Genomic DNA, 26,879 nt, shown 5'->3' with positions numbered 1-26,879 from the left:
AATTACGCCGGTCGAGGTCTCCTCGAGCGAGCCGGGGAGGCCCCGCCGCGAAAACTCAGGAGTTCGGCACGCCGCCGACTCACCCCCGCAGCGGCGCCTCGAAGAACGCCAGCTCCAGCCGCATCGACCGGACGTACGCCGCGGACATGGCGCCGCGGGCGGCGGGGGATGCCGATCGGGCGGCGTCATCCGCGATCCGGGACGCCTCGGCGGACGACGCGGCGAACACCTCGTCGCCGTAGGCCGTGAGCCAGTCCGCGTAGGCGTGGTCGGGGTCGAACGTGCCGCGCCAGCGGGCGCCGATATCGGTGTACAGCACGAAGCACGGCAGCACCGCCGCGACCAGCACCGCGTACGATCCGCCCGCCGACACGGCGTGCAGGTGGTCGGTGTACGCGACGGTGTCGGGTGCGGGCTCGAGGCCGGTGGCATCCACGTGCGACTCGTGCAGCGCCGCCTCTTCGGCCAGGCACGAGACCGACGCCGCGGCCCAGAACCGCTGCTCGTCGGCGGTCGGGGCCAGCGCCGCGGCGCGTGCCAGCACGCGGGCGTACTCGCGCAGGTACAGCAGGTCCTGGCCGAGGTACCAGGCGAAGGCTTCGCGATCGAGGTCCCCGGATGCCAGTCCCCGCACGAACGCGCACCGATCGACGTCGGCGCGCACCGCCGCCGTGGCCGCCCACCGCTCGGCGCTCCAGGCCGCGCCCAGGTCGAGGTGCGGCCGCAGCTCGTGGAAGTGGTCGATCGGGCCGTTTCCGTGACCGACGTGGAGGGCCTCGGCGTTCTCGAGCGCCCCGGTGAGCCATCGCTTCGCGCGGGTCAGCGCGGCGGGCCAGTCCAGGCCGTGGGCCGCGAGGGTCGCGAGCGCCGATGACAGCGAGCAGCCCGTGCCGTGCGTGTGGCGGGTCGCGACGCGGCGGCCGGGGACGAGGTGCACGCCCGTGGCGTCAACGACGGCGTCGGGGCTGTCGGGTCCGGCGAGGTGGCCGCCCTTCAGCAGCACGGCGGTGCCGGCGCGGGTGGCGAGCGACCGGGCCTGCGCGACGGCGGTGTCCCAGTCGCCGGCGACCGGCTCCCCGACGAGCACCGCGAGCTCGGGAAGGTTCGGCGTCACGAGGTCGGCGCGGTGACACAGCGTGCGCACCGCGTCTTCGGCATCCGGGTCGAGCAGACGGTCGCCGCTCGTGGCGACCATGACCGGGTCGAGCACGACGATCGCGGGGCGCACCTCGTCGAGCCACGCGGATACGACCGCGACGACCTCGGCCGACCCCAGCATCCCGATCTTGACCGCGTCGATCTCGACGTCGTCGCTCACCGCCCGCAGCTGAGCGTCGAGGAACGCCACGGGCGGCACGTGCACCTCGCGCACCCCTCGGGTGTTCTGCGCGACGAGCGCGGTGACCACGGCCATGCCGTACCCGCCGAGCGCGGCGATCGACTTGAGATCCGCCTGGATGCCGGCACCCCCGGTGGGGTCGGTCCCGGCGATGCTCAGCACACGGGGGATCATGCCCACGCCTCGCGCAGTGCCCGCGTCGCCGCCGCGGGATCCGCGGCACCGCTCACGGCCGAGACCACCGCGACGCCCGCGGCACCGGCCCGCCGGAGAGCGGCGACATCGCCCACCTCGATCCCGCCGATCGCGATGCAGGGCAGGGGAGCGGATGCCACGAGCCCGGCGAAACCGTCGATCCCGAGGGGCTGCGGGTGGTCGGGCTTCGTGGCGGTCGCGCGGATGACCCCGACGCCGAGGTAGTCGACGGTTCCCGGGCGGAGGGCGGCGGCCGCGGTGAAGTGCTCCGGGGTGTTCGCGGTCCAGCCGATCAGCGCGTCCGGCCCGAGCAGGCGGCGCGCGGCGACGACGGGCAGGTCGCTCTGCCCCAGGTGCGCCCCGTCGACACGGGCGCCCGCGTCGCGGGCCGCGAGGACGACGTCCACCCGGTCGTCGACGACGAACGCGGCGCGGCCGGCGATGACGTCGGTGAGGGCGAGCACCCGGTCGAACAGATCGCGTCCGCTCCCGGTCTTGTCGCGGAACTGGATCACGCTCGCCCGCGAGCCCGCGGCGGCGTCGACGATCTCGGCGACGCGGGCGAACGGCATGCGGTGATCGGTGACCAGGTGGAGGGGGAGGTCGACCGCGCTCACGCCGCGACCCGCCCGTCGAGGTCGGCGGGGTCGATCGCCGCGAGGGCGTCGAGGAACGCCACCGCGAACGAGCCCGGCCCGGCCGCCACCGCGGCAGCCCGTTCGGAGGCGACCGCCCAGATCGCGCTCGCGGTCACCGCGGCGTCGAAGGGCGCGGCGCCGGGCAGGAGCGCTGCCATCGCGGCGCCGAGGGCACACCCGCCGCCGGTGACCCGGGTCAGCAGGTCGCTGCCGCCGGGCACGCGCGCCGTGCGGTCGGCATCCACGATCAGGTCGACCGCGCCCGAGACCGCGACCGTGCCGCCCGTGCGGACCGCGAGGGCGCGGGCGGCGTCGAGAGCGGCGTCGGGGGTGTCGGTCGAGTCGACGCCGCGGCCGCCGGCCCCGGCGCCGGCCAGGGCGAGGATCTCGGACGCGTTGCCGCGGACGATCGCCGGCCCGGCCTCGAGGAGCTCGTGCGCGAGCGCGGTGCGCACCGGCAGCGCACCGACGGCGACGGGGTCGAGCACCCACGGAGTGCCGACGGCGACGGCCTCGCGCGCGGCCTCGCGCTGCTCGGCGGTCGGGGTGCCCAGGTTCACCAGGACGCCCCCGGCGACACCGGCGAACATCCCGGCCTCACCGGGGATGTCGCACATCGCGGGCGAGGCGCCGACGGCGAGCAGCGCGTTCGCGGTGAAGTTCGTCACCACCGCGTTGGTGATGCACTGCACGAGCGGTGGCGCGGACCGCAGAGCGGCGAGAGCTTCGGCGGGGCTGGACGGAGACGACGACGTGCGAACGACCATTCGCGACATCCCTTCGCTAGTACGAACTAGATCAGGTTCGACGGGTGTGTTCTCAGCCCCGAAGGGCACCCCGTGTCACTGCGGGCGACGTTAGCACGGTGCATCGCCCGACCGCGGCGCGAGGCCTCAGAAGGGTGCCGCGGGTTCATCCGGGTCGGGCGGAGGTGGATCGTCGGGGACGAAGCGCACGGCGGGAGAGTACGGGAGCGGCTCGTCGGTGTAGGTGCGACCGGTCGGGCTGGTCCAGCGGAGGACCCCACCGGGCAGTTGGGTCACGCTCCATCGGGTGAACTGCTTCTGCGTGTGGTGCCGCTGGCACAGGTGGGCGAGGTTCGTGACGTCGGTCACGCCGCCCAGCGCGTAGTCGTGGGTGTGGTCCACCTCGGCACGGTTCGCGGGAACGGTGCAACCGGGCCACCGGCAGTGGCGGTCTCGAGCGCGGAGGTACCGGTCGATCGCGGTGCCGCGGTGATAGGTGTCGGTGTGCAGTACCGCGCCGGTGACGGGGTGGGTGACGACCCGATCCCAGGGGAGCGCGGTCGATTCGGCGAGAGCGCGTGCGGTGCCTGCGTCGAGGGGGCCGTGCCCCACGAGTTCGGCGGGATCGGCATTCTCACGCCCGGGGGCAAGCATCGTCAGGGCGGGGACGACCACGTGAACCCGGGCGCGGATGCTGCCGAGGATGCCGGGCCCGTCGTCGGTACGGGTGGGATCGGCGCCGGGGGCCGAGGTGAGCAGGAGGTCGGCGAGGATGTCGGCGCGAAGCTGCGCGGTGGTCCGATCATCCGAGTTCGACTCGGACGTCTCGTCTCGTGCGTCGATGACCGCGTGGGCCTGCTGACTGAGTCGGTCGAATATTCCGACCGCGAGCACCGTCGGCAACGTCGCGACGAGGTCGGACATGCCGTCGAGCCCGGGGACGATGCGGACACACCGCGCGTCACGGCCGCGCTGGTGACGTTCGGTCAGCGTGGTCGGATACAGGCGTTCGGCGAGCGCCGCGAGACGCGATCGCAACCGGCCGGGGCTGAGGCCCTCGGCGGTTGCGACGGCGAGCAGATCGAACTCTCCGCGCGCATCGGCGGGGAGAGGCGAGCCGACGTCGACGATCGCGTGGACGTGGGCGCGGGTGATCGCCCCGCCTTCCCATGCGGCGAGAGTCTGCGGGTAATCGTCGACCAGGGTCATGGCACGGTCGATCTGCGATTGCATCCCGCGGTCGGAGAGATTCTCGGCCGCAGCGAGCTCGGACGCGACCTCGCGCAACGCCATCTCGGAAGCTCGGACATGGGTGCGCCGATCGGCCATCACGTCGAGAGCGAGATGCCCCGCCGCCGCGAGGGCGCGAGTGCGGGCCACTTCGGCGGCGGCGAGTACGGCTCCCGCACGGAGCACGTCGTCGAGCACCGCGGACAGTCCTACCGGGTCGCCCGTCGGGCCCGTGGAGGGGGAGTCGGAGGGGCGGCGAGAAGACATGTGTGCATGCTAGCGACGACCTCCGACATCGAATGCCGCGCGTCCGCGATCGGGGGAGAGAACGCGGTCGCGCCGGGTTGTGGAGGAGGGGTGTTACGCGGCGAGGAGCCGGCCCGTCCCTCAGTCGTTGAGCCCCAGGAGGTCGAGCGGATGGGTCAGCCGCCACCAGGGACTCGGCGGCTCGATGTCGGTCTCGAGGCGCACGTCGACGGTGTCGGCGTCGAGCGGACCGGTGGTCACGAGCGTGCCGACGGTCTCGCCCGCGTCGCGCGCGTCACCGAGGTCGAACGACGTGGTCGGCTGGGCGGCCGCGCCGTTCCAGAGCACGTTGCGCGCGTCCTCGGCGGTGACCATCGCGACGTCCTGGCCCCACAGTGTCGTGACACGCCCGACGGCGGTCCCGGCGGGCACGGAGGTGCGCACCTGGATCTCGTCGGCCAGACGCGCGTAGAGGTCGCGGCTGGCCTGATCGCGTGAGTCCGGCCCCGGCTGTCCGAGGACGGCGGCGTAGACGCGGACGGTGGTCGTGCCCACGATCAGGTCTTTCGCGGACAGCAGGTTCCAGGCATCCAGGGTCCCGGTCTTGATGCCGACGACACCGGGGTCGGCGAGCAACGGGTTGCCGTTGCGGAACGATCCGGCGCCCGGCAGCGACAGCTCGGGCGTGCGCACGATCTCGGCGATCACCGGGTTCTGCAGCGCCTTCTCGGCGAGGGCGATGAGGGCGGCCGGGGTGGCGGTGTTGCCCGCTTCGATCCCGGTGGGGTTCACGATCGTGATGCCGGTGATGCCCCGCTGGGCCAGGTAGTTCGCTGCGGCGGCGACGAAGTCGTCGTTGGAGGGCCAGAGATCGGATGCCAAGCGCTGGGCGTAGTTGTTGGCCGAGGCGACGAGCATGCCCTGGAGCATCTGCAGCTCGGTGAGCGTCCCGTCGACGGGGACGTCGAGAGACGACTCGCCCCGCGCACGGTACTGCCAGTAGTCGGCGCTGTCGGCCTGGGTGAACGCGTACGTCGGACCCTGCTCGCCGGGCGCGAGCGGGAGACGCTCGAGCACGAGCAAGGCCGTGACGACCTTCGTGATGCTCGCGATCGACTCGGGGGCGTTCGCCGACGACAGCACGTCGGGCATGCCCTGCACCGCGACGGCGGCTTCGCCCTGGGCGGGCCAGGCCGGGGCGGCGGCGGGCGCGGCGAGCGGCTGCACGACGAGGGGCAGCACGCGCGGGGGCACGGCGTTCAGCGGCCAGAGCAGAGTGACCGCGGCGTAGACCGCGACCAGGAGCAGGATCAGCAGCGGCGGGACGACGGTCCCCGGACGCAGCGCCCGGCGGCGGCGACCGGCCAGAAGGTCGGGGGAGCGCGTCGCGGGGCCGGTGAGGGCGAACGCCGGTGCGGGGCGGGGCGCCGTGGTCGCGGCGGGATCGATCCACGTGAGGGCGATCGGCCCGCCGATGAGCACGCGTTCCGCGGCCGGGGCGGGTGCGGCGGGGGATGGGGCGGGTGCGGGTGCGGCGGGGGACGGGGCGGGGCTCGTCGGGCCGGGCTCCGGCTCCGTGGCGTGCGCTGCGGGTTCCGCGTCCCGAGCGCTCGGACCGGGCTCCGGCTCCGCGACGGCCGGGCCGCTCTCCGGCTTTGTGACGTCTGCGCCGGGAGCTGTGTCCGGCTCCGCGTCCCGGTCACGCAGCTCGCGCCGTGTGGCCGGGGTCTGGTCGTGCACCCGCCCACGCTACCCCGGCCACCGGCTTATACTCGGGAACCACAACCACGGGAGTCCGGTGAGCCGGGCTGAGAGGAAGCGATCCACGCTTCGACCGTCGAACCTGATCCGGATCATGCCGGCGCAGGGAGGAGAAACAATGCACACGTCCACGTCTGCCCGGACGGCCCCCGCCGTCGCCACGTCCGACCGCTTCCGCTGGCGGGTCGTCGACATCGTCGTCGCCGCCGTGCTCGGTGTCGCGATCGGCCTCGTCTTCTGGGGCTGGAACACCGTCGGCGGCCTCTGGTTCGCCGCGATGGACGGCCTGACGCCCGGCCTCGGCGGCATCGCCGTCGGCATCTGGCTGCTGGGCGGTGTCGTCGGCGGGCTCGTGATCCGCAAGCCCGGTGCGGCGCTGCTGGTCGAACTCGTCGCCGCGATCGTGTCCGCCCTCATCGGCAACGTCTGGGGCATCAGCACGATCTTCTCGGGGCTCGCGCAGGGACTCGGCGCCGAACTGATCTTCCTCGCGTTCCTCTATCTGCGCTTCACGCTCCCGGTCGCGATGCTCGCGGGTGCGGGCGCCGGTATCGGCGCGTGGGTACTGGAGTTCTTCGTCGGCAGCTCGCCGAACATCCTCAAGACCGTCGAGTTCAACCTGCTCTACCTCGGCACGCTCGTCGTCTCGGGCGCTCTGCTCGCCGGCCTCGTCGGATGGCTGCTGGTGCGCGCCCTCGCCGCCAGCGGCGCGCTCAGCCGCTTCGCCGCGGGACGCGAACGCCGCCGCGAGGTCTGATGCCGCATCCGGCGCGCGTCGAGGTCGACGGCTGGGGGTGGCGGTACGCCGGCCGGCGGCTGCCGGCGACCCGCGACGTCGACCTCGTGATCGAACCGGGTGAGCGCGTGCTGCTGCTCGGGGCGTCCGGAGCGGGCAAGTCGACGCTGCTCGCGGGGCTCGCCGGACTCCTCGGCGGCAGCGACGAGGGCGAGGCGACGGGCGCCATCCGGGTCGACGGCGCGGCCCCCGAGTCCCAGCGCGGCCGCATCGGCCTCGTGGTGCAGGACCCCGAGGGCGGAGTCGTGCTGTCCAAGGTCGGCGACGACGTGGCGTTCGGCTGCGAGAACCTCGGGGTGCCGCCCGCCCTCATCCCGGCGCGCGTCGCCGAGGCGATGGCATCCGTGGGTCTGGACGTGCCCCTCGACCGCCCGACGAAGGCGCTGTCGGGCGGGCAGAAGCAGCGGCTGGCGCTCGCGGGCGTGCTCGCGATGCGGCCGGGGCTGCTGCTGCTGGACGAACCCACGGCCAACCTCGACCCCGACGGGGTGCGCGAGGTGCGCGCCGCGGTGGGGAGGATCGTGGACCGCGGCGAGACGACCCTCGTGCTCATCGAGCACCGCACGGCGGTGTGGGCCGACCTCGTCACCCGCGTGATCGTGCTCGCGCCCGGCGGGGGGCTCCTCGCGGACGGTCCGCCCGCGTGGGTGTTCGCCGAGCACGGTGAGGCGCTCGCCGCGGCGGGGGTGTGGGTGCCCGGGCGCCCGGTCGATCTTCCGGTGCTGCCCCCGGTCTCGTCGATGACGGATGCCGCACTCTCGGCGACCTCTCTCACGATCGGCCGCGAGCGGCGCACGCCCGTGCTCTCCGGTCTGGACCTCGCCGCACCCGAGGGCGCGGGGACGGTGGTCACGGGACCGAACGGCGCCGGGAAGTCGACGCTCGCCCTGACCCTCGCGGGGCTCTTGCCCGAACTCTCCGGCGAAGTGGTCGCTTCCGCGGCGCTCGCCGCGAGGGGCGTGCGCCGCCCGTCGCGCTGGCGGTCGACCGAGCTGCTCACCCGCATCGGCACGGTGTTCCAGGAGCCCGAGCACCAGTTCCTCGCGTCGACTCTGCGGGACGAACTCGCAGTGGGTCCCCGGGCCCTGCGGATGCCGACGGCCGAGGTCGACGCGATCGTCGACGAGCTGCTCGAGCGGCTCGATCTGGCATCCCTCGCCGACGCCCACCCCTTCACGCTCTCGGGCGGACAGAAGCGCCGCCTCTCGGTGGCGACGGTCCTCGCGTCGTCGCCCGCGGTGATCGTGCTCGACGAGCCGACGTTCGGTCAGGACCGGCGGGGATGGAGCGAACTGGTCGGCCTCCTGCAGCGCGAGATCGCGCGCGGTCGCACCGTGGTCGCGGTCACGCACGACGCCGACGTCGTCCGGCACCTCGGGCAGCACCGGATCGACCTCGGGGGTGCCGCATGACCGGGCTTCTCACGCGTCCGGCGCGGGCGATCGCGTGGCTCGACGGCGTCAATCCGGTCACGCGGATCGTCATCGCCCTCGTGCTCTCGGTGCCGCTGTTCGTCACGCTCGACGCCGTCAGTGCCGCGACCGCCGTCGCGCTCGAACTCCTGTGCGTCCCGCTCACGGGGCTGACGTACGCGACGGTGCTGCGCCGACTCGTCCCCGTCGCGGTGTTCGCGCCGATCGCGGCTTTCAGCATGCTGCTGTACGCGCGGCCGGGCGGCACGGTCTACGGACAGTTCCTGTTCGCCACCATCAGCGACGACTCGATCGCGCTGTCGATCGCGGTGCTCGTGCGCGTCGTGGCGCTGGGACTGCCGACGATCCTCCTCTTCGGCCGCACCGACCCCACCGAGCTCGCAGATGCCCTCGCGCAGGTGGCGAAGCTCCCGAGCCGGTTCGTGCTCGGCGTGCTCGCCGGCGCCCGCACGGTGGGACTCTTCGTCGACGACTGGCGGACGATGACCCTCGCGCGACGGGCGCGCGGTCTCGGCGACCGCGGAGCCCTGCGACGGTTCTTCTCGATGGCCTTCGTGCTGCTCGTCTTCGCCGTGCGCCGCGGCACGATGCTCGCGACGGCGATGGAGGCCCGCGGCTTCGGTGCCGACACCGAGCGCACGTGGGCGCGTCCCTCGCGGCTGCACCCGCGGGACGCCGTCGCCCTCGTCGGGGCCGTGGTGCTGATCGGTGTGGCGCTGTCCGTCGCCGTCGCGACGGGGGCGTTCCGGTTCGTCGGCGGGTGACGGAGCGCGCGGGTCAGAGCACTCGCTCGAAGCACAGCGAGTCCGGCATCGTCGCGATGTACGGCTCGTACACCGGGATCGGGGTGAAGCCCGCGGCGGCGTAGAGCGCCAGCGACTCGGGTTGCATCCTCCCGCTCTGCAGGATCACGCGCCGGGCGCCGCCGTCGCGGGCTCGCGTCACCACCGCTTCGGTCAACGCGCGACCCACGCCGCGTCGGCGGGCGGCCGCGGTGACGATCAGCCGCTTCAGCTCCCACTCCTCGCTGAGGCGACGCAGCACGACGTGTCCGAGTGCCGAGCCATCGGCATCCACCGCCAGGAGCGTCGCGACGACGTCGGCGGGGTGGATCGCGAGGGCGGCGCTGCGCTGCGCGGCCGCCTCGGGCGGGTCGTCCGCGTCGACCTCGCGGTAGCGCTCGTCGAGATCGAGATCCAGGATGCCGCGGAGCGCCAGCGCTCGCGGATCGTCGAGATCGACGTGTTCGACGTGGAAACGCATCGATCCAGCGTAAAGCGAAGGGGCCGAGGACAGTGGGGCTAACGATGCGGTGAACACGTCCGGATTCGCCGATGTCGCGGGCTACGCTGAGTCCTCGCCTCCGCGTGGGAGCGGGCGGTGAGACGGGGGAGGTGGGTGCGGTGGCTCTGTCGCTCGCTCTCCTCGGGCTCAGCGTCGCGGTCGTCGCCAGTGTGCTGTTCGTCGCGATGCCGCACGTCGGGGCGCCGGGAGTGTTCACCCTGTTCCTGCGGTACACGGCGGCATCCGGGGTCGCCGCCGTCGGGGCGAGTGCCCTGTACCTCGTCTATGGGAGCGGGGGAGGGCGCCCTTCGCTCGCCGTCGGTGACATGTGCATGGTGCTCGTGCCGTTGCTGCTGTTCGTGGCGGTCCGCACCCTCGACGGGGGCCGCGTGCTGTGGCCGTCCGTGTGCGCGTTCGTCGTGGCCGTCGCCGTGGCGGGAGTGACGACGATCGTGCCGCTGCCGGCCTCGCTCGCGGTCAAGGTGGCGGTCCTCGCGATCGCGTGCGGCGCGTGCGCGTGGTCCGCACTGCAGTCGTCCGCTCGACCGCGGCGCGCGATGCGCACGATCGCCGTGGCGACCACCGGGTACGCCGTCTTCTCGGTGCTGCGGCTCGTGGTCGCCGGTGTGACCGGCTGGGGTTCGCCGCCGTACGCGGCCGCGTTCTCGTTCGTGCCCGCCACCATCGTCGGTGCGCTCGTCGTGCTCGGCATCGGCATCGCGGTCGCGCAGTTGCGCGGGGCGGTCGTGCGCGTGCCGGCGCCGCGCCCGGACCGGCCCGCGGGAGCGATCGTCGTGGTGGGCGACTGGCGTCTCGCGTCCGCTGCGTACGGGGCCGACCGCGTGCGCGGACTCGAGAGCGATCTGCGTCATGCGGCGCGTGCGATCGACCCCGACGCCGTGAACGTGCCGCGCGGGGTCGAAGTGGCGGTTCCGCACGCCGTCGCGACCCTGACGGAGCGCTTGCGTACGGCGCACGGGTGGAGCGCCGACGAACTCGCCCTGCTCACGGACGGCGCGTCCACCGGTGCCGTGCGCACCCACCCCGTGCGCACCCGTGGCCGGGTCCGGGTGTGGCGACCGCGATCCTGAGTCCCGGGTAGAGTGACACTCGGTTTCTGCTTCGAAGGAGAACGCATGGACATCACGGGTGCATCCGCCCTCGTCACCGGCGGCGCCTCCGGCCTGGGCCTGGCCACCGCGCGCCGCGTTGCCGCCGCCGGCGCGCACGTCACGATCGTCGATCTGCCCTCGTCGGCGGGTGCCGACATCGCCGACGAGATCGGAGGGGCGTTCGCTGCGGCCGACGTGACCGATCCTGAGCAGGTCTCTGCCGCCGCGGCCCTCGCCGCCGAGGCCGGTCCGCTGCGCGTCGTCGTGAACTGCGCCGGGATCGCCCCGCCGGCGAAGGTGCTCGATCGCGACCTGCGCCCCACCCCGCTCGCCGATTTCGAGCGGCTCGTGCGGATCAACCTCGTCGGCACGTACAACGTGATCGCCCAGACCTCGGCGCTCATGGCCACGAACGAGCCGAGCGAGGGAGGCGACCGCGGCGTGATCGTCAACACCGCCAGTGTCGCGGCCTTCGACGGGCAGATCGGGCAGCCCGCCTACTCCGCCAGCAAGGGCGGCGTGCACGCGATGACCCTGCCCATCGCGCGCGAGCTCGCCCGCCATGGCATCCGGGTGGTCACGATCGCCCCCGGCATCATGGAGACCCCCATGCTCAAGGGACTGCCGCAGGCCGCGCAGGACTCGCTCGGCCAGCAGGTGCCGTACCCCTCCCGCCTCGGCGCCCCCGACGAATACGCGCGCCTGGTGCTCGCGGTCGTCGACAACGGCTACCTCAACGGCGAGACCATCCGTCTCGACGGCGCGATCCGGATGGCCCCGAAATGACCGACGGCATCCTGCTCCACGTCGCGGACGGGCTCGCCCGCGTCACCTTCGACCGCCCCGCCTCGCTCAACGCCATGGACTTCCCCATGGCGCGTCGCTGGCGCGAGGTCGCACAGCAGGTGACCGCCGATCCGGCGGTGGGAGCCGTCATCCTGGATGCCACGGGCCCCGCGTTCTGCGCCGGCGGCGACGTCGTGGCGATGGCGACGACAGACGCCTCGGGATCCGAGGTCACCGAGACCGCGGAAGCGATCCACGATGGCATCCGGACCTTCGTCGAGGCACCGCTGCCGATGGTGGCTGCGGTGCAGGGGGCCGTCGCGGGCGGGGGCCTCGGGCTGATGCTCACCGCCGACTACGTCGTGGCGAGCGAGAACGCGCGCTTCGTCAGCCGGTACGCCAACATCGGGCTGACTCCCGACCTGGGAGTCTCGACGTTGCTGCCCGCGGCGATCGGCCAGCGTCGGGCGCTGCAGCTGCTTCTCCAGGACCGCATGCTCGACGCCGCCGAGGCCCGGGACTGGGGGCTCGTCGCCGAGGTCGTGGCATCCGGTGACGTGGCGGCGCGGGTCGAGGCGATCGCCCGGTTCTGGCTCGACGGGGCGACCGCGGCGTTCGGGCAGGCGACGCGTCTCGTGCGCGTGGGCGCCGGCCGGACGTTCGCCGAGAACCTTGCCGACGAGGCCGCCACGATCGGGGCGGCCTTCGACACCCCCGAGGCGCGGGCGCGGGCAGCCGCCTTCGCCGCCCGCTCCGCGAAAGGATCAGCGTGACGCTCGCCGGAAAAACCATCCTCATGTCGGGCGGGAGCCGCGGCATCGGCCTCGCGATCGCGCTGCGCGCCGCGCGCGACGGGGCGAACATCGCGCTGCTGGCGAAGACCGACACTCCGCACCCGAAGCTCGAGGGGACGGTGCACACGGCGGCCGAGGCGATCCGGGCCGCGGGCGGACGGGCGCTGCCGATCGTCGGCGACGTGCGCGACGAAGAGTCGATCACCGAAGCGGTGCTGAAGACCTCGGGGGAGTTCGGCGGAATCGACATCGTCGTCAACAACGCCAGCGTCATCGACCTGTCGGGCTCGCTCGACCTCGCGACGAAGAAGTACGACCTCATGCAGGACGTGAACGTCCGCGGGACGTTCCTGCTGTCGCGCGCGGCGATCCCGATGCTGACGGATGCCGCGAACCCGCACATCCTGTCGCTGTCGCCGCCGCTGAACGTCACGCCGAAGTGGCTCGGCGCGCACACCGGCTACAGCCTCGCGAAGTTCGGCATGACGATGGCGACCCTCGGCCTGGCCGCGGAGTTCGCGGATGCCGGGATCGCGGCCAACACCCTGTGGCCCCGGACGACGATCGCGACGGCGGCGGTGCGGAACGTCATCGGCGGCGACCGGCTCATGGCCGTCTCGCGCACGCCGGAGATCTACGCCGACGCCGCGTACGAGGTGCTCACGGCACCGGCGCGCGAGCTGACCGGGCAGACGCTGATCGTCGAGGACGTGCTCGAGGCCGCCGGCGTCACAGACTTCTCCGGCTACGCCGCGGTCCCCGGCACCCCCGACGCCGCGCTGTACCCCGACATCTTCCTGGACTGACGCCCCGGGTCGATAAACGCTCTGCCGAGTGGGAAACGCCGCGCGGAGGCGTGTCTCACTCGCCAGAGCGTTTATCGGTGGGGCGGCGCCGACCTCAGATCAGCCCCAGCTCCGCGAAGGCGTTGCGCACGCCGTCGTCGAGCACCGCGGTCGTCACGCGACCGGCCAGGGCCTGCAGCTCCGGTTCCGCGTTGCCCATCGCGACGGGCGTGCCGACGACCTCGAACATCTCGACGTCGTTCCAGCTGTCGCCGATGCCGATGGCATCCGCTGCGTCCAGGCCGAGGAGCTCGAGCACCTCGAGGATCGCCGCGCCCTTGGTGACACCCGTGAGCCCGATCTCGCCGTTGGACCCGCCGGGTAGGGGGATCGAGCCCGGGATGACGTGGAACCTCTCGCCCAGCTCCCGCGCGCCGTGCGCCACGGTGTCGACAGCGGGGCTGATGAACACGGCCTTGGCCACGCGATCGCGGTCGATCTCGGACAGCGGACGCGCACGCGGGATCGACGTCGTGGCGGGGGCGTCGATGCCCTGCGCAGCCAGCTCCGCGGCACGTTCGGCCAGACGCGCGCGCACGTACTCGCGCGTCACGGGCTCGACGCCCGGCGAGGCGAAGACCGCGTCGTGCGTCTGGAGGAAGTAGTGGATGCCGTGGGCCTGGAAGTACCCCTCGATCGCGGCCACATCGGCTCGCGGCATCGGGTGCGCGACCACCATCTCGCCGTCGCGAGTGGCGTAGGCGCCGCCGTTGCTGATGGCGCCGTCGAAGCCGATCGCCTTCACGTCGGGGTGGATGTCGCCCTCGGCGCGGCCGGTGCACAGCCACACGAGGTGGCCGTTCGCGCGCGCCTGGCGGATGGCGGTCACGGTGGACGGGGCGATCAGCGAGCCGTGCTCGAGGATCGTGCCGTCGACGTCGAGGAAGGCGATGCGGGTCATGTGTACTCCGTGGATCGGCCGCCGGGCCATGGCGGTCGGGTCTCGAGGCGGCAGGCACGCCGCTCCCCAGCCACCGTACCGGCGGCGGCTCACCGCGTGAGGGGTCAAGATCTGTCGCCGAGGGGGCTCCCAGGCGACAGATACTGACCCCTCACGCGAGGGGGAGCGCCCAGCCGGGGTGCAGGTGCTCGCCGGTACCCTGGAAGGCATGACCGATCAGACCCCCGTGCGCGAGACCAAGCCCCGGCAGGTGCGTCCCGCGGGGGCCCCGGCCGACACCGGCATCCGTCAGGTGCGCCCGAAGACCGAAGGCTGGCAGCAGGCGAAGGACGAGACCGGCCGCCCGCTGCTGCAGTTCGCCAGCCCCAAGCGCGGCAAGCCCCCGGTCCACCTCGCCGACCTCACGGCCGACGAGCGCGTCGCGAAGGTGAAGGAGCTCGGGCTCCCCGGCTTCCGCGCGAAGCAGCTCGAGAAGCACTACTTCACTCACTACACGTCCGACGCGGCCGCGATGACCGACCTGCCGGCATCCGGTCGCGACGAGCTCGTCGCCGGGATGCTGCCCCCGCTGCTGACCGAGGTGCGGCGCCTCGAGACCGACCGCGGCGACACGATCAAGTTCCTCTGGAAGCTGCACGACGGCGCCCTCGTCGAGTCGGTGCTCATGCGCTACCCGGGCCGCATCACCCTGTGCGTGTCGAGCCAGGCCGGGTGCGGAATGAACTGCCCCTTCTGCGCCACGGGCCAGGCGGGGCTCACGCGCAACATGTCGGCGGCCGAGATCATCGAGCAGATCGTCCGCGCCAACCGGCTCATCGCCGAAGGCGGCCTCGGGGGCAAGAAGAGCGACGACCACTCGCTCGACCGTGTGTCGAACATCGTGTTCATGGGGATGGGCGAGCCGCTGGCGAATTACGCCCGCGTCATGCAGGCCGTGCGCGTCATGGTCGACAAAGAGCACGGTCTCGGGATGAGCGCGCGCGGCATCACGGTGTCGACCGTGGGGCTCGTCCCGGCGATCAAGAAGCTCGCCGACGAAGACATCCCGGTGACCTTCGCCCTGTCGCTGCACGCACCCGACGATCACCTGCGCGACGAGCTCATCCCGGTGAACTCGCGCTGGAAGGTCGACGAGGCCCTGGATGCCGCCCGCGCCTACTTCGACAAGACCGGACGCCGCGTCTCGATCGAGTACGCCCTCATCAAAGACATGAACGACCACGCCTGGCGCGCCGACCTCTTGGCCGAAAAGCTCAACGCCCGCGGTCGTGGCTGGGTGCACGTGAACCCCATCCCGCTCAACCCCACACCGGGCTCGATCTGGACGGCCTCCGACGTGCCGGTGCAGAACGAGTTCGTGCGACGGCTGAACGACGCCGGCATCCCGACGACCCTCCGCGACACCCGCGGCAAAGAGATCGACGGGGCGTGCGGGCAGCTCGTCGCGACCGAAGACGACGAGGCCGCGGCCGCTGCGACACCGGTCGCCTGACGCGAGACCGCTACGACAGGCGGATGCCGTAGAGCGCGAGCTTGCGGTACACGGTGGCGCGGCTCATCCCCAGCTCCCTGCCGGCCTGCTCGACGGTCATGCCGGGGCGGGTGAGTACACGCACCATCTCGTCGCGTTCGAAGGCCCGGATGGGTGGCAGGTGCTCGGCGCGGGCGAGCAGCGTCGAGGGCAGATGGCGGACGTCGATCTCGTCGGTGCGTGACGCGGCATCCCGGATGACGGTCGCGAGCTCGGCGACGTTGCCCGGCCAGGCGTAGTCGGTCAGTGCCCGGGCGGCACCGGGGGTCAGACGGACCGGCCGGCCCCGGAAACGCCGGGCGAGGTGGTCGGCGAGCGGAAGGATGTCGCCGGTGCGCTCTCGCAGCGGCGGGACCTGCACGATCGCGTCGATGAGCGGGACGAGGGCAGCCGGGAGCGCGTCGAAGCTCTCCGCCGTCACGCCGTACGTGCCCGCGACGGTGTCTCGCGCGGTCGACAGCGACGCGGCGAGGCGTTCGGCTGCCGCCGCGGGCAGGTCGTCGGTGTCGCAGATCACGAAGCCGGTGCGGGCGTGGCGCAGCTCAGGCGTCCAGAGTGAGAGCCAGGAGAGCGCTTCGTCGGGGACCGGGGCGCGCACGGCGAGCAGGTGACCGCGCGGATCGGCGTGGCGCTCGGCCTGCGCCAGCAGCGTGGCGCGGCCGCTCCCGCGTTCTCCGACCGCGGCGACGATGCGACCGGGGCGCATCGCGGCGAGCGCCTGTGCGAGCGCGTCCTCCCACGCCGGCGACAGCGTCGGGGCACTCTCGTCGCCCGGAGGCCGCCGCAAGGCCTCGATACGGAACACCTGGCCCCGGGCGGCGGACCGAGGCCGCTGGCCCTGCGAGCGCGCGAGCATGAGATTCGCGGTCGCCGTCGCCGCGGTCTGCGCCAACGCCAGCAGCAGACCCGACCGCGCATCCGACCACGTCGTGAGGTTGATCGCGCCTTCCAACCGGCCGGTGGCGGGGTCGAAGATGGGGGCTGCCGCGCACGTGTAGCCCTGCAGGCTCAGCGAGTAGTGATCGTCGGCCCGGACGAGGGACGGCATCCGATCGGCGAGCGCGAGGCCGAGTCCGTTGGTGCCCGCCTCGCGTTCGGAGTACGAGAAACCGGGCGCGAGGTTGACGTGATCCAAGGCTTTGATCAGGTCTTTGTCGCCGCTCTGGCGTTCCAGTACCACACCCTCCGCGTCGGTCAGCATGAGGCTGACCGGCTCGCCATCGAGGGTCGTGCGCAGGTCGGAGAGCACGTCGCGTCCGCACTCCGTGAACAGCGACCCGTCGTCGGCGGTGCCGGTGAACACCGGCTGCACGCCATCGAGGGGAACGCCGTAGTTCTCACTGCGACGCCAGGATGCCAGCAGGCGCGGTGGCACGCTTGCGGGCGGTGCCGAGTGCACCCGCGCGCGTGAGGGCAAGGGGTTGATGTTCATCTGCGCCTTTGCAGTGATCCGGGTGCCACGAGTTTAGAACGGCACGCGGAGGAAGTCATCGGCAGCCGTCTCAAATTGAGACGACCGCCCGGGGGCGCCGTGTGCCGAACGTTCTACCGTGGCCGCAAGGACCGAGGGTCCGGAGCATGAAGCAAAGGAGCAGTCATGTATCAGAAGGACGGCGAGAGCTTTTTCATCGTCGACGCCCATGTGGCGTTGTGGGACGCGCGACCCGAGAATCAGCGCAACATCCACGGCAAGCAGTTCATCGACTGCTTCTACGACTATCACGCGAACCTCTCTCCGGACGCGGAGAAGTGGACGTACGAGGAGTACCTCTACCAGGGCGGCGAGAGGTTCATGAAGGACCTCTTCACCGACGGGTACGTCGATCACGCCATCTTCCAACCGGCTCGTCTGAGCGAGTTCTACCGGAACGGGTTCGGGCAGACCGAGGAGGCGTGGGCCCTGACGCAGGCGAACCCCGGGAAGCTGACGTACAACCACAATTTCGATCCGCGGTACGGCGAGGCGGGGCTCGACCGCTTGCGCGCCGACGCGGAGCGTTTCGGCCTGCAGGGCGTGAAGCTCTACACCGCGGAATGGCACGGCGAGTCGCGCGGGTGGAAGCTCGACGACCCGTGGGCGTACCGCTATTTCGAGGCGTGCCGAGAACTCGGCATCCGGAACATCCACGTGCACAAGGGGCCCACGATCCGTCCCCTGGACCGGGATGCCTTCGACGTCGCCGACATCGATCATGTCGCCACCGACTTCCCCGACCTGAACTTCATCGTCGAGCACGTCGGGCTGCCGCGACTGGAGGACTTCTGCTGGATCGGCACCCAGGAACCCAACGTGCACGGCGGCCTCGCCGTGGCGATGCCGTTCATCCACACGCGGCCGCGTTACTTCGCGCAGATCATCGGCGAGCTCATCTACTGGATCGGCGAGGACCGCATCCAGTTCTCCAGCGACTACGCCCTGTGGACCCCGCGATGGCTGATCGAGGCGTTCGTCGACTTCCAGATCCCCGAGGACATGACCGAGTACGCCCCGCTCACGATGGACCAGAAGCGGAAGATCCTCGGACTGAATGCGGCGAAGATGTACGGCATCCCCGTCCCCGCCGAACTGCAGCTGCCCGACGCCGACGAGACCGAGACCGGCCCGCGTCAGCCGGAGCGGGCCGACCTGGCGGCCGTGTGATGAGCGCCGTCGTGGACCGTCCGCTCCTCACTGAGGCGGACGTGCGGGACGCCCTCGGCACCGTCGTCGATCCCGAACTCGACGAGGCGATCACCGACCTCGGGTTCGTGCGCTCGGTGCGCATCGACGACGATCGCGTCGAGGTGCACTTGCGTCTTCCCACGTCCTTCTGCGCGCCGAACTTCGCCTACCTGATGGCCTCGGATGCCAAGGACGCGCTCACCGCGCTTCCGTACGCCGGGCACGTCGTGGTCGAGATCGACGACCACCACGACTCCGAGATCATCAATCGCGGACTCGCGGCGGATGCCGGCTACCGGGGCACCTTCCGGCACGAGGCCGAGAGCGACCTCGACGAGTTGCGCGCGACCTTCCAGCGCAAAGCGCACACCGCGGCCATGGAGCGCGCCCTCACCGCGCTGCTGCGCGCGCGCGATGACATCGACGAGCACGGCGTGGCCGCCGTCGTCCTCGACGACCTGCCCGACGACGCGGCGAAGGCGGCGCTGCTGCGGCATCGCGCGGCCGTCGGGCTGAGTCTGGACGGCGCCGCCGTCGTCCTGGTCGATGATCGCGGCGTGCCGTGCGCGCCGGGCTCCGCCGCTCTCGCGCTCCGCCGCGCTCGATCGACCCGGATCTCGATCGACGGCAATGCCCACTTCTGTCGGGGGTTGCTGGCCACCCGCTACCCCGGCGCCGAGGGCGACCAGTCCGCCCGCCCCGCCGAGAACTTCTTCCCGGTCTCCTCCCTCGTCCGCGCCACACGAAAGAGCGTCGCATGACCACCATGAGAGCCGTCCAGGTCGTCGGCTACCACCAGAATCTGCAGCTCACGGAACTGCCCGTCCCCGAGATCACCGGCCCGTTCGACGTGATCGTGCGCATCGGCGGCGCGGGCGTCTGCCGCACCGATCTGCACATCCTCGAGGGGCAGTGGTCGGAGAAGTCGGGCGTGGCGCTGCCGTACACGATCGGGCACGAGAACGCCGGATGGGTGGATGCCATCGGCACGGCCGTCACGAACGTGCGGGTCGGTGACAAGGTCATCGTGCACCCGCTCATCACGTGCGGCCTGTGCCGGGCGTGCCGTGCGGGCGACGACGTGCACTGCGAGAACAGCCGATTCCCCGGGATCGACACGCACGGCGGGTACGCCGAGTACCTCAAGACGAGCGCGCGCAGCGTCGTGCGCATCTCGGACAGCCTCGAGCCCGCCGACGTCGCCGCTCTCGCCGACGCGGGTCTGACCGCGTATCACGCCGCCGCGAAGGCGGCGCGGACGCTCCGTCCCGCCGACCAGTGCGTCGTCATCGGTGCGGGAGGGCTCGGGCACATCGGCATCCAGGTGCTCAAGGCGCTCACCGCGTCGACGCTCATCGTCGTGGACCGCAACCCCGCCGCCCTGGAACTCGCGACGTCGCTGGGGGCCGATCACACGGTCGTGGCATCCGCGGACGGCTCCCACGTCGACCGCGTGCTCGAGCTCACCGGAGGATCCGGTGCTCGGGCCGTCATCGACTTCGTGGGCGAGGGCGGCTCCACCGCGGAGGGCATCCGGATGTTGCGCCGCGCCGGCGACTTCTACGTCGTCGGTTACGGAGAGAACATCGACGTGCCCACGATCGACATCATCTCGACCGAGATCAACCTGATCGGCAACCTCGTCGGCAGCTACACCGATCTCACCGAACTCATGGAACTCGCCGCTCGGGGCCTCGTGACGCTGCACACGGTCACGTACGCCCTCGACGACTTCCAGAGCGCCATCGACGACCTCGACGCCGGCCGCGTCCGAGGCCGCGCCATCCTCATCCCGTGAACCCACCCGAAAGAACACAGGAGCACGCCATGTCGCACGACCTTCCCATCCGGACCGTGATCAGCCCCGGACGTTACGTCCAGGGCCCCGGTGCCATCACCCGCCTGGGCGAGTTCCTCGCCCCGATCGGGTCCACTCCCCTCCTCGTCGCCGACGACGTCGTGTGGGGCTTCGTCGGGCACGACGTCGAGTCCTCGCTCGCGGCGGCCGGCCTGCCCGTCCACCGCGAGAAGTTCAACGGCATCCCCAGCTCGGGCGAGATCGACCGGCTCGTGGGCGTCATCGGCGAGTCCGGAGCCGACGTCGTCGTCGCGATCGGCGGAGGCAGCACCATCGACGCGGTCAAGGCGTCGGGGTACCTCGCCGGCATCCGCTGGGTGACGGTGCCGTCCGTGGCATCCACCGACGCGCCGACCTCCGCGCTCGCGGTCGTCTACACCGAGGACGGCGCGTTCGAGGAGTACCGCTTCTTCCCGCGCAATCCCGATCTGGTGCTCGTCGACTCCCAGCTGGTCGCCAATGCGCCGGCCGCCTTCCTCGCTGCCGGAGTCGGTGACGCCCTCGCGACGTGGCTGGAGGCCCGCGCCACCTCGCGCTCGTCCTCCAAGACCATGGCCGGCGGCTTGCCGACCGAGACCGGGACGGCCCTCGCCCGTCTCAGCTGGGACGTGCTGTGGGAGAACGCGCTCCCGGCTCTGGACGCGGTGCGCGACCACGTGGTCACGCCCTCCGTCGAGCGCGTCATCGAGGCCAACACGCTGCTGTCGGGGCTGGGATTCGAGTCCGGCGGTCTGGCTGCGGCGCACGCCATTCACAACGGCCTGACCGCGGCTCCCCAGACGCACGGACTCGCGCACGGACAGAAGGTGAACATCGGCTCGGTCGCCCAGCTGATCCTCGAGGGGGCGCCGACCGCCGACATCCGGGACTTCATCGAGTTCACGACGCGGGTGGGGCTTCCCACGACCCTCACCGAGATCGGGCTGAAGGCCGACTCACCGGAGCTCACGCAAGTGGCCGAGCTCGCGACGGTGCCGGGCGAGACGATCCACTCGATGCCCTTCGCGGTGCGTGCGGCCGATGTCGTGGCCGCTCTGTCGTCGATCGAGCGTCTCGCGCGCCGTGTGCGCGAGGAGGCGAAGCTGCCCGAGCCCGTCCCGTACGTCGCCGGGCACTGAACGGGGGACCGGGGGCGGACCGTTCTCCGCCCCCGGTCGACCGCGCCCCCGGCACGAGAGGTCCGGCCGCGAGGTCGGTGGCGGGCGGGAGTTCGGGCGGGAAGGTCGCGGTCCGGCCCTCGATGTCGGCGGCCGCCGTTAGCGTTGACCCATGGTCGCTTATCGCTATCTCGGCAACAGTGGATTCAAGATCTCGGAGATCACCCTCGGCAACTGGGTGACCCACGGCTCGCAGGTCGACGACGACGCCGCGATCAAGACGGTGCACGCCGCGCTCGACGCGGGCATCACGACGTTCGACACGGCCGACACCTACGCCAACACGGCGGCGGAGGTCGTGCTCGGCAAGGCTCTCGAGGGGCAGCGCCGTGAGTCGCTCGAGATCTTCACCAAGGTGTACTTCCCCACCGGCCCGATGGGCCCCAACGACACCGGCCTCAGCCGCAAGCACATCATGGACTCGATCAACGGGTCGCTGAAGCGCCTCGGCACCGACTACGTCGACCTCTACCAGGCGCACCGTTTCGACTACGAGACCCCGCTCGAAGAGACCTTCCAGGCTTTCGCCGACATCGTCCGCCAGGGCAAGGCGCTCTACATCGGCGTGTCCGAGTGGACCGCCGAGCAGCTGCGTGAGGGCCACGCGCTCGCGAAGCAGCTCGGCATCCAGCTCATCTCGAACCAGCCGCAGTACTCCATGCTGTGGCGCGTCATCGAGGGCAAGGTCGTTCCCGCCAGCGAAGAGCTCGGCATCTCGCAGATCGTGTGGTCGCCGATGGCGCAGGGCGTGCTCAGCGGCAAGTACCTGCCCGGCCAGCCCGTTCCCGACGGCTCGCGCGCGACCGACGAGAAGAGCGGCGCGAACTTCATCAAGCGGTTCCTGCGCGACGACGTGCTCGAGGCCGTCCAGCGACTGAAGCCGATCGCCGACGAGGTCGGCCTGACGATGCCGCAGCTCGCGATCGCGTGGGTGCTGCAGAACCCCAACATCGCCGCCGCGCTCGTGGGTGCCTCGCGTCCCGAGCAGCTCGCTGACACCGTCAAGGCCTCGGGCGTGCAGCTCGATGCCGACACCCTCGCCGCGATCGACGCGGCCCTGGGCGACGCGGTGTTCTCCGACCCCGAGAACACGTACGAGGTCTCGCCGAAAGAGCGCCTGGTCTGATCCAGGCACAGGCGGGTCGGGCGGTCGCGCCCGGCCCGCTTTCCCGTGTCCGCGGGCGGGGCGGGGCGTGGGCGCGGTGCTTGCGGGCGGGGCGTGGATGGCGAGATGACCTGTTCTGCCCGGGGTGACCCGATATTCGACGCAATCGCGGGTGATCTCGAGCAACCGGGGTGATCTCGCGGACGGTGGGCCCTGGGCGCAGCCTCAGGCCCCGCTCAGCCACGCACAGGGTCGGCGTCGTACCCTGTGCGAATGTCCTTTTCCGCTCACCGGCCGGGCCGTTTCGGTTCCGACGGCCGCATCGAGTTCACGACGGACGAGGAACGCGAGCCCCAGTACCTCGACGACATCCTCGCTCAGCAGCGCGATGACCCCGCGTCCGCTGCCGACGACGTGGCCCCCGACGACCCCATCGAGCCCTGGGGTGCGCCGCCCGCCGGTGACGACGAGACCCTTCCCGTCGCGCAGGTCGACTCCGCCGCAGCGGACACCGAGGGGCGCGATCCCGCCCGGGTCGACCCCGGGCCGGAGCAGATCCCCGAGCCCGAGCCCGCTGCCGCCGAGCCCGAGCCCGAGCCCGAGCCCGCTGCCGCCGAGCCCGAGCCCGAGCCCGAGGGCGCCGCGCGGGACCTCCCCGAAGCCGCCCCGTTCCCCGCGCCCGTGGCATCCGACCCCCGTCCGCCGCGTCTGCGCCGGGCCGACCCGCGCCGCCCGAGTCTGTCGCTCGTGCGCCGCATGGCCGTCCTCGGCGGCGCCGACAACGACGTCCTGAACGAGGTGCCCGAAGAGGTTCCGCGCTTCGTGCAGATGTTCCTCGTTCTGCTGGGCACGGCCTTGGTCTCGGCCCTGTCCATGATGTTCGCCCTGCTCACCGGTGTCCGCGTGAGCATCCTGCTCGCCATCCCCCTGGCGCTGGTGTGGGGCTTGATCATCTTCAACCTCGACCGCTTCCTCACCTCGACCATGCGGTCGACGACGAACGTGTTCCGGCTGCTCGGCCTGGCGTTCCCGCGCGTGATCATGGCGGCGCTGATCGGCATCGTCGTGGCCGAGCCACTCGTGCTGCAGGTGTTCCAGAACGACATCAACCGCGAGGTCAACTCCACCAACGTCACCCAGGCGCTGACCGACCAGGATGCCGTGACGAGCGGCCCCGAGAAGCAGGCCCTCGACGCCGCGAGCGCGCAAGTGTCGGCGCTCGAGAACCAGGCCGCGACGGGCATCGTCGCCGGCACCTCCTCGACCTCGGCCGAAGCCGCCGCGGCGCAGCAGACCGTCGACCAGCTCACGCAGCAGCTGGCCGCGCAGCAGACCGTCATCGACCAGGCGCGCGCGGTGTATCAGTGCGAGTTGACCGGTCAGGGAGCCGGCGAGGTCCCCGGCTGCACGGGTGTCGCCGGCGACGGGGCGAGCTCCGACGCCGCTCAGGCGCAGCTCGCCCAGGCGCAGTCGGCGTACGACGCGCTGTCGACGCAGCTGCAGCAGGCCCAGACGGCGCTCGCCACGGCGAATTCGGCCGGTGCCGACGCCGCGGCCGCTTCGGCCGACCAGAACAAGCAGCAGGCGCAGGACCAGCTCCCTGCCGCCCGCGCGCAGTACGAGTCGGCGCTCGCGGCCTACAACGAGCGCGCCTCGTCGGTGGCCGACGGCAACGCCGGTGCGGTGGGGTTGCTGAGCCAGATCTCGGCGCTCGAGCGGCTGTCCGAGCGTGAGCCGACGCTGCGCTGGGCGCACTGGCTCATCGCCGCCCTGTTCTTCATGATCGAGCTGCTCCCGGTGCTGGTGAAGGTGCTCACGGGCTTCGGTGGACCGTCGCTGTACGAGAAGGCCGAGAAGATGCGTACGCAGATCGCCCTCGACCGGGTCACGGCGCGGACGTTCCGCAAGCGGGCCGACGTGATCGCCGACGAAGCGGTGCGCGTCCCGGCGGGCGTCTGATGACCACGTGGAGCGCGGGGCTGCTGCTGTATCGACGGCGTCCCGCGCTCGAGGTGTTCGTCGCTCACATGGGCGGGCCGTTCTGGGCCCGCAAGGACGCCGGCGCCTGGTCGATCCCGAAGGGCGAGTTCGACCCCGCGTCCGAGCAACCCCGGGATGCTGCGCAGCGGGAGTTCCGCGAAGAGCTCGGCGTCGAACCGCCCGACGTCGAGTGGGCCGAGCTCGGCACGTTTCCGTACGCCTCGGGCAAGAAGATCGTGGTGTTCGCCGCGGACGGCGCCGGGTTCACGGCATCCGAGTTCATCTTCGGTGAGTTCGAGATGGAGTGGCCGCCGCGGTCGGGCCGTGTCGGGTCGTTCCCCGAGGTCGACCGCGCACAGTGGATGGACCCGGATGCCGCCCGCGAGGCGCTCGTGAAAGGTCAGCGGCCCGTCCTCGACGCGCTGGAGTCCCTGCTCGGGGTGTGAGTCGGCGCGTCCGCCGGCCCGCGCAGGCCGCGAGCGAGCCAAACTCCTGAGAAACGGCGCAGTTCCGCCCGGCTCGTCGGCCGGTGGTCGGAGTGGGCCGGGTTTCTCAGGAGTTCGGCCCACGCGGCGGCGGGGCGGGGCGCCCCGGCCCGCGGCGGTGAGGGTGCAGCGCCCCGGCCCGCGGCGGTGAGGGTGCAGCGCCCCGCCCCGTGAGGGCGCACAGCCGCCGCCACCCGTGAGGAGCGGCTCAGGGGCGCAGGAGCACCTTGCCGACGCGCGGCGAGAGGCTCGCGGCCATGGCCTCACGAGCATCCTCGAGACCGAACGTCGCAGCGACGGGCAGGGTGAGGGTGCCGTCGGCGAGGTAACGCGACAGTTCGCCGAAGAGGGCGCCGCGGGTCTCGGCATCCATCGTCTTGCTGACGACGTTGCCCCAGAAGCCCTTCACGGTGGCCTGGCGGAAGATGATGTCGCCGGCCGAGAGTTCGAGCTTTCCCGTCCCCATCGAGCCGAAGATCACCAGCGTGCCGTTGTCGGACAGCAGGGACAGCACATCGTTGCTCGCCGTGCCCCCGACGGAGTCGACGCCGGCGACGATGCGTGCGCCGTCGGCGATCGCGAGGGCCTTCTCGCGCCAGTCGTCGGCGTCGGTCGACACGACGTTGTGAATGCCCTGCTGGGCGAGTTCGTCGACGGCGCTCTGTCGCCGGACCAGGCCGATGACGTGGATGCCACGGGCCTGGGCGATCTGCGCGACCATGCGGCCGACCGCACCGTTGGCGGTGTTCTGCACGATCCAGTCGCCCGGCTGCAGGTCGAGCGAGTGCAGCAGGCTGATCGCGCTGAACGGCATCGACACGAGCTGCGCCGCCATCTCGTCGGGGAGGCCCGCGGCGACGGGGACGAGGCCCGCGGCGGGGGTGACGACGTACTCGGCCCACACGCCGAAGGTGCCGCCGGTGGCGACGCGTTGACCGAGCTGCAGTCCGTCGACGCCCTCGCCGAGCGCGTCGACGATGCCGACGGCCTCGGTGCCGGCGCGGGCGGGGAGTTCGGGCTTGTAGCCGTAGGTGCCGCGGATCGTCCACAGGTCGTGGTTGTGGATCGTCGACAGGACGATGCGCAGCCGCACCTGGCCGGGGCCGGGCTGCGGGGTCTCGACCTCTTCGACGTCGAGGACGTCGGTCGGTTCGCCGAACTGGTGGTGCACGATCGCGCGCATTTCTCTCCTTGCGTGGTTATTTTGTAACGACCGGTCTAATATAGACCCGGACCGGAGAGAAGGAAACCCATGGGCAGGATGCCGGCGTTCGACCGCGGTGCTGTCATCGACGCGGCGCGCGATGTCTTCTGGCAGCGCGGATACGCGGAGGCCGGGATCACGGAGCTCGAAGAGGCCACCGGTCTCACGCGCTCCAGCCTGTACAACGCGTTCGGCAGCAAGCGCGGTCTCTTCGATGCGGTGCTCGGGGCGTATCTCGACGACATCGTCCGCACCCGGTTGCGGCCCCTCGGCAGCGGAGACCCCGGCGCCCTCGAGGCCTACATCGACGAGATGCGCGCGGCCATCGCTGCGGACAGCCCCCGGGCGCGCCTCGGATGCCTGCTGCTCAACGCCGGTTCGTCGCCCCTCGCGTCCGACGACGCCGAGGTGCGCGACCTCGTGTCGGGCTACGCCGCCGAGATGCGCGTCGCCATCCGCGCGGCCGTCGCCGACCGCCGCCCCGACCTGACCTCGGATGCCGTGGACGCGCTGTCCGCGGTCTGCGCGTCGCTGGTCGTGGCGGCGCTGACCCTCGCCCGCGTCGACCGCGATGCGGCCGTGGCGACGCTGGCATCCGTCCCCACGACGCTGGAGTCCTGGCGCTGAGCCGCGCCCCGGCCGCGGCCGCGCCGCCCCGCCGGCCGCGCCCGGCCCGCGGCCGCGAGACTGCATCTGCCTGACGTCTCCGCTGCACGCTGCGGTGGGCTTGTCAGGCGCATGCAGTCTCGGCGCTTCTCGGGGGCGCTGTGTCTCCCCGGCGCACGTGCGGC

25 protein-coding genes and 2 riboswitches are annotated in these 26,879 nt (G+C 71.9%); of the genes, 16 read left to right on the top strand and 9 right to left on the bottom strand.

Annotated features, from left to right (window positions below):
* Nucleotides 1-79 precede the first annotated feature (79 nt).
* The 5 genes from thiD to AC3E6M_RS13155 form a co-directional block, all read right to left on the bottom strand.
* Nucleotides 80-1,513 carry a bifunctional hydroxymethylpyrimidine kinase/phosphomethylpyrimidine kinase gene (gene thiD / locus AC3E6M_RS13175; RefSeq protein ID WP_490530180.1) on the bottom strand — a complete coding sequence of 478 codons (1,434 nt, stop codon included), beginning with the start codon at nt 1,511-1,513 and terminating at the stop codon, nt 80-82.
* Complete coding sequence (gene thiE / locus AC3E6M_RS13170) at nt 1,510-2,151, bottom strand: thiamine phosphate synthase (protein WP_490530179.1); 642 nt, start codon at nt 2,149-2,151, stop codon at nt 1,510-1,512. The genes thiD and thiE overlap by 4 nt, the downstream gene beginning before the upstream one ends.
* The gene (gene thiM / locus AC3E6M_RS13165) at nt 2,148-2,939 is read right to left on the bottom strand and encodes a hydroxyethylthiazole kinase (RefSeq protein ID WP_490530178.1); all 792 of its coding nucleotides are present in this window, start codon (nt 2,937-2,939) and stop codon (nt 2,148-2,150) included. The genes thiE and thiM overlap by 4 nt, the downstream gene beginning before the upstream one ends.
* Nucleotides 2,931-3,022, bottom strand: a riboswitch (TPP riboswitch). (Overlaps the previous gene by 9 nt.)
* Before the next feature lie 43 nt (nt 3,023-3,065).
* Entirely contained in the window at nt 3,066-4,415 is a 1,350-nt protein-coding gene (locus AC3E6M_RS13160) for an HNH endonuclease signature motif containing protein (protein ID WP_490530177.1), read from the bottom strand.
* A 120-nt stretch (nt 4,416-4,535) separates the two neighbouring features.
* Nucleotides 4,536-6,134, bottom strand: a complete 1,599-nt coding sequence (locus AC3E6M_RS13155; protein ID WP_490530176.1) for a D-alanyl-D-alanine carboxypeptidase family protein — start codon at nt 6,132-6,134, stop codon at nt 4,536-4,538.
* 37 nt (nt 6,135-6,171) lie between these two features.
* Nucleotides 6,172-6,281: riboswitch (TPP riboswitch) on the top strand.
* Here AC3E6M_RS13155 and AC3E6M_RS13150 point away from each other — a divergent pair.
* The 3 genes from AC3E6M_RS13150 (at nt 6,274) to AC3E6M_RS13140 (ending at nt 9,148) form a co-directional block, all read left to right on the top strand.
* Nucleotides 6,274-6,912, top strand: a complete 639-nt coding sequence (locus AC3E6M_RS13150) for an ECF transporter S component (protein ID WP_138177091.1) — start codon at nt 6,274-6,276, stop codon at nt 6,910-6,912. It overlaps the preceding riboswitch by 8 nt.
* A complete protein-coding gene (locus tag AC3E6M_RS13145; protein ID WP_490530175.1) occupies nt 6,912-8,363 on the top strand; it encodes an ABC transporter ATP-binding protein in 1,452 nt (483 codons plus the stop codon). The genes AC3E6M_RS13150 and AC3E6M_RS13145 overlap by 1 nt, the downstream gene beginning before the upstream one ends.
* Nucleotides 8,360-9,148 carry an energy-coupling factor transporter transmembrane component T family protein gene (locus AC3E6M_RS13140; RefSeq protein ID WP_138177096.1) on the top strand — a complete coding sequence of 263 codons (789 nt, stop codon included), beginning with the start codon at nt 8,360-8,362 and terminating at the stop codon, nt 9,146-9,148. Before AC3E6M_RS13145 ends, AC3E6M_RS13140 begins: the two co-directional genes overlap by 4 nt.
* Nucleotides 9,149-9,161: 13 nt before the next feature.
* Here AC3E6M_RS13140 and AC3E6M_RS13135 read toward each other — a convergent pair whose 3' ends face one another.
* Nucleotides 9,162-9,647: a GNAT family N-acetyltransferase gene (locus tag AC3E6M_RS13135; RefSeq protein ID WP_138177099.1), complete on the bottom strand. Its 486-nt coding sequence runs from the start codon at nt 9,645-9,647 to the stop codon at nt 9,162-9,164.
* A gap of 140 nt (nt 9,648-9,787) precedes the next feature.
* Here AC3E6M_RS13135 and AC3E6M_RS13130 point away from each other — a divergent pair, with 140 nt between their 5' ends.
* From AC3E6M_RS13130 to AC3E6M_RS13115, 4 genes are read left to right on the top strand one after another with little or no spacing between them, the layout of a single operon-like run.
* A complete protein-coding gene (locus tag AC3E6M_RS13130; protein ID WP_490530174.1) occupies nt 9,788-10,759 on the top strand; it encodes a hypothetical protein in 972 nt (323 codons plus the stop codon).
* 45 nt (nt 10,760-10,804) lie between these two features.
* A complete protein-coding gene (locus AC3E6M_RS13125; RefSeq protein WP_490530173.1) occupies nt 10,805-11,566 on the top strand; it encodes an SDR family NAD(P)-dependent oxidoreductase in 762 nt (253 codons plus the stop codon).
* Nucleotides 11,563-12,339, top strand: coding sequence for an enoyl-CoA hydratase/isomerase family protein (locus AC3E6M_RS13120; RefSeq protein ID WP_490530172.1), 777 nt, complete (start codon nt 11,563-11,565; stop codon nt 12,337-12,339). Before AC3E6M_RS13125 ends, AC3E6M_RS13120 begins: the two co-directional genes overlap by 4 nt.
* Nucleotides 12,336-13,166, top strand: coding sequence for an SDR family oxidoreductase (locus AC3E6M_RS13115; RefSeq protein WP_490530171.1), 831 nt, complete (start codon nt 12,336-12,338; stop codon nt 13,164-13,166). The genes AC3E6M_RS13120 and AC3E6M_RS13115 overlap by 4 nt, the downstream gene beginning before the upstream one ends.
* Nucleotides 13,167-13,260: 94 nt before the next feature.
* Here the strand turns inward: AC3E6M_RS13115 and AC3E6M_RS13110 are convergent, their stop codons facing one another.
* The gene (locus AC3E6M_RS13110; RefSeq protein WP_490530170.1) at nt 13,261-14,106 is read right to left on the bottom strand and encodes a Cof-type HAD-IIB family hydrolase; all 846 of its coding nucleotides are present in this window, start codon (nt 14,104-14,106) and stop codon (nt 13,261-13,263) included.
* A gap of 208 nt (nt 14,107-14,314) precedes the next feature.
* Between AC3E6M_RS13110 and rlmN the strand changes: the two genes are divergently transcribed.
* Nucleotides 14,315-15,598 (top strand): dual-specificity RNA methyltransferase RlmN, encoded by a 1,284-nt coding sequence (gene rlmN / locus AC3E6M_RS13105; RefSeq protein ID WP_230007103.1) that lies wholly within the window; start codon nt 14,315-14,317, stop codon nt 15,596-15,598.
* 10 nt (nt 15,599-15,608) lie between these two features.
* Here rlmN and AC3E6M_RS13100 read toward each other — a convergent pair whose 3' ends face one another.
* Nucleotides 15,609-17,069: an AAA-type ATPase lid domain-containing protein gene (locus tag AC3E6M_RS13100; RefSeq protein ID WP_490530169.1), complete on the bottom strand. Its 1,461-nt coding sequence runs from the start codon at nt 17,067-17,069 to the stop codon at nt 15,609-15,611.
* Nucleotides 17,070-17,234: 165 nt separating this feature from the next.
* Here AC3E6M_RS13100 and AC3E6M_RS13095 point away from each other — a divergent pair, with 165 nt between their 5' ends.
* The 7 genes from AC3E6M_RS13095 to AC3E6M_RS13065 all read left to right on the top strand — a co-directional run bounded on the left by AC3E6M_RS13095 (nt 17,235) and on the right by AC3E6M_RS13065 (nt 24,845).
* A complete protein-coding gene (locus tag AC3E6M_RS13095) occupies nt 17,235-18,278 on the top strand; it encodes an amidohydrolase family protein (protein WP_230007101.1) in 1,044 nt (347 codons plus the stop codon).
* Nucleotides 18,278-19,060: a metal-sulfur cluster assembly factor gene (locus tag AC3E6M_RS13090; RefSeq protein WP_490530168.1), complete on the top strand. Its 783-nt coding sequence runs from the start codon at nt 18,278-18,280 to the stop codon at nt 19,058-19,060. The genes AC3E6M_RS13095 and AC3E6M_RS13090 overlap by 1 nt, the downstream gene beginning before the upstream one ends.
* Nucleotides 19,057-20,097, top strand: coding sequence for an NAD(P)-dependent alcohol dehydrogenase (locus AC3E6M_RS13085; RefSeq protein WP_490530167.1), 1,041 nt, complete (start codon nt 19,057-19,059; stop codon nt 20,095-20,097). The genes AC3E6M_RS13090 and AC3E6M_RS13085 overlap by 4 nt, the downstream gene beginning before the upstream one ends.
* A gap of 29 nt (nt 20,098-20,126) precedes the next feature.
* Complete coding sequence (locus AC3E6M_RS13080; protein ID WP_490530166.1) at nt 20,127-21,275, top strand: glycerol dehydrogenase; 1,149 nt, start codon at nt 20,127-20,129, stop codon at nt 21,273-21,275.
* 151 nt (nt 21,276-21,426) lie between these two features.
* Nucleotides 21,427-22,440, top strand: a complete 1,014-nt coding sequence (locus AC3E6M_RS13075; RefSeq protein ID WP_490530165.1) for an aldo/keto reductase family protein — start codon at nt 21,427-21,429, stop codon at nt 22,438-22,440.
* Nucleotides 22,441-22,692: 252 nt separating this feature from the next.
* Nucleotides 22,693-24,378, top strand: coding sequence for a DUF4407 domain-containing protein (locus AC3E6M_RS13070; protein ID WP_490530164.1), 1,686 nt, complete (start codon nt 22,693-22,695; stop codon nt 24,376-24,378).
* A complete protein-coding gene (locus AC3E6M_RS13065) occupies nt 24,378-24,845 on the top strand; it encodes an NUDIX hydrolase (RefSeq protein WP_490530163.1) in 468 nt (155 codons plus the stop codon). The genes AC3E6M_RS13070 and AC3E6M_RS13065 overlap by 1 nt, the downstream gene beginning before the upstream one ends.
* A gap of 247 nt (nt 24,846-25,092) precedes the next feature.
* Here the strand turns inward: AC3E6M_RS13065 and AC3E6M_RS13060 are convergent, their stop codons facing one another.
* Nucleotides 25,093-26,067, bottom strand: a complete 975-nt coding sequence (locus AC3E6M_RS13060) for a zinc-binding dehydrogenase (protein ID WP_490530162.1) — start codon at nt 26,065-26,067, stop codon at nt 25,093-25,095.
* A 69-nt stretch (nt 26,068-26,136) separates the two neighbouring features.
* Here AC3E6M_RS13060 and AC3E6M_RS13055 point away from each other — a divergent pair, with 69 nt between their 5' ends.
* Nucleotides 26,137-26,715, top strand: a complete 579-nt coding sequence (locus AC3E6M_RS13055) for a TetR/AcrR family transcriptional regulator (protein ID WP_490530161.1) — start codon at nt 26,137-26,139, stop codon at nt 26,713-26,715.
* Nucleotides 26,716-26,879: the final 164 nt, after the last annotated feature.

The sequence above is a fragment of the Microbacterium sp. SCPM-O-B-15248 (M128) genome (genome assembly GCF_058214835.1).
The sequence above is the reverse complement of the archived record's forward strand: the minus strand, read 5'-3'. Positions and strand labels throughout refer to the sequence as shown.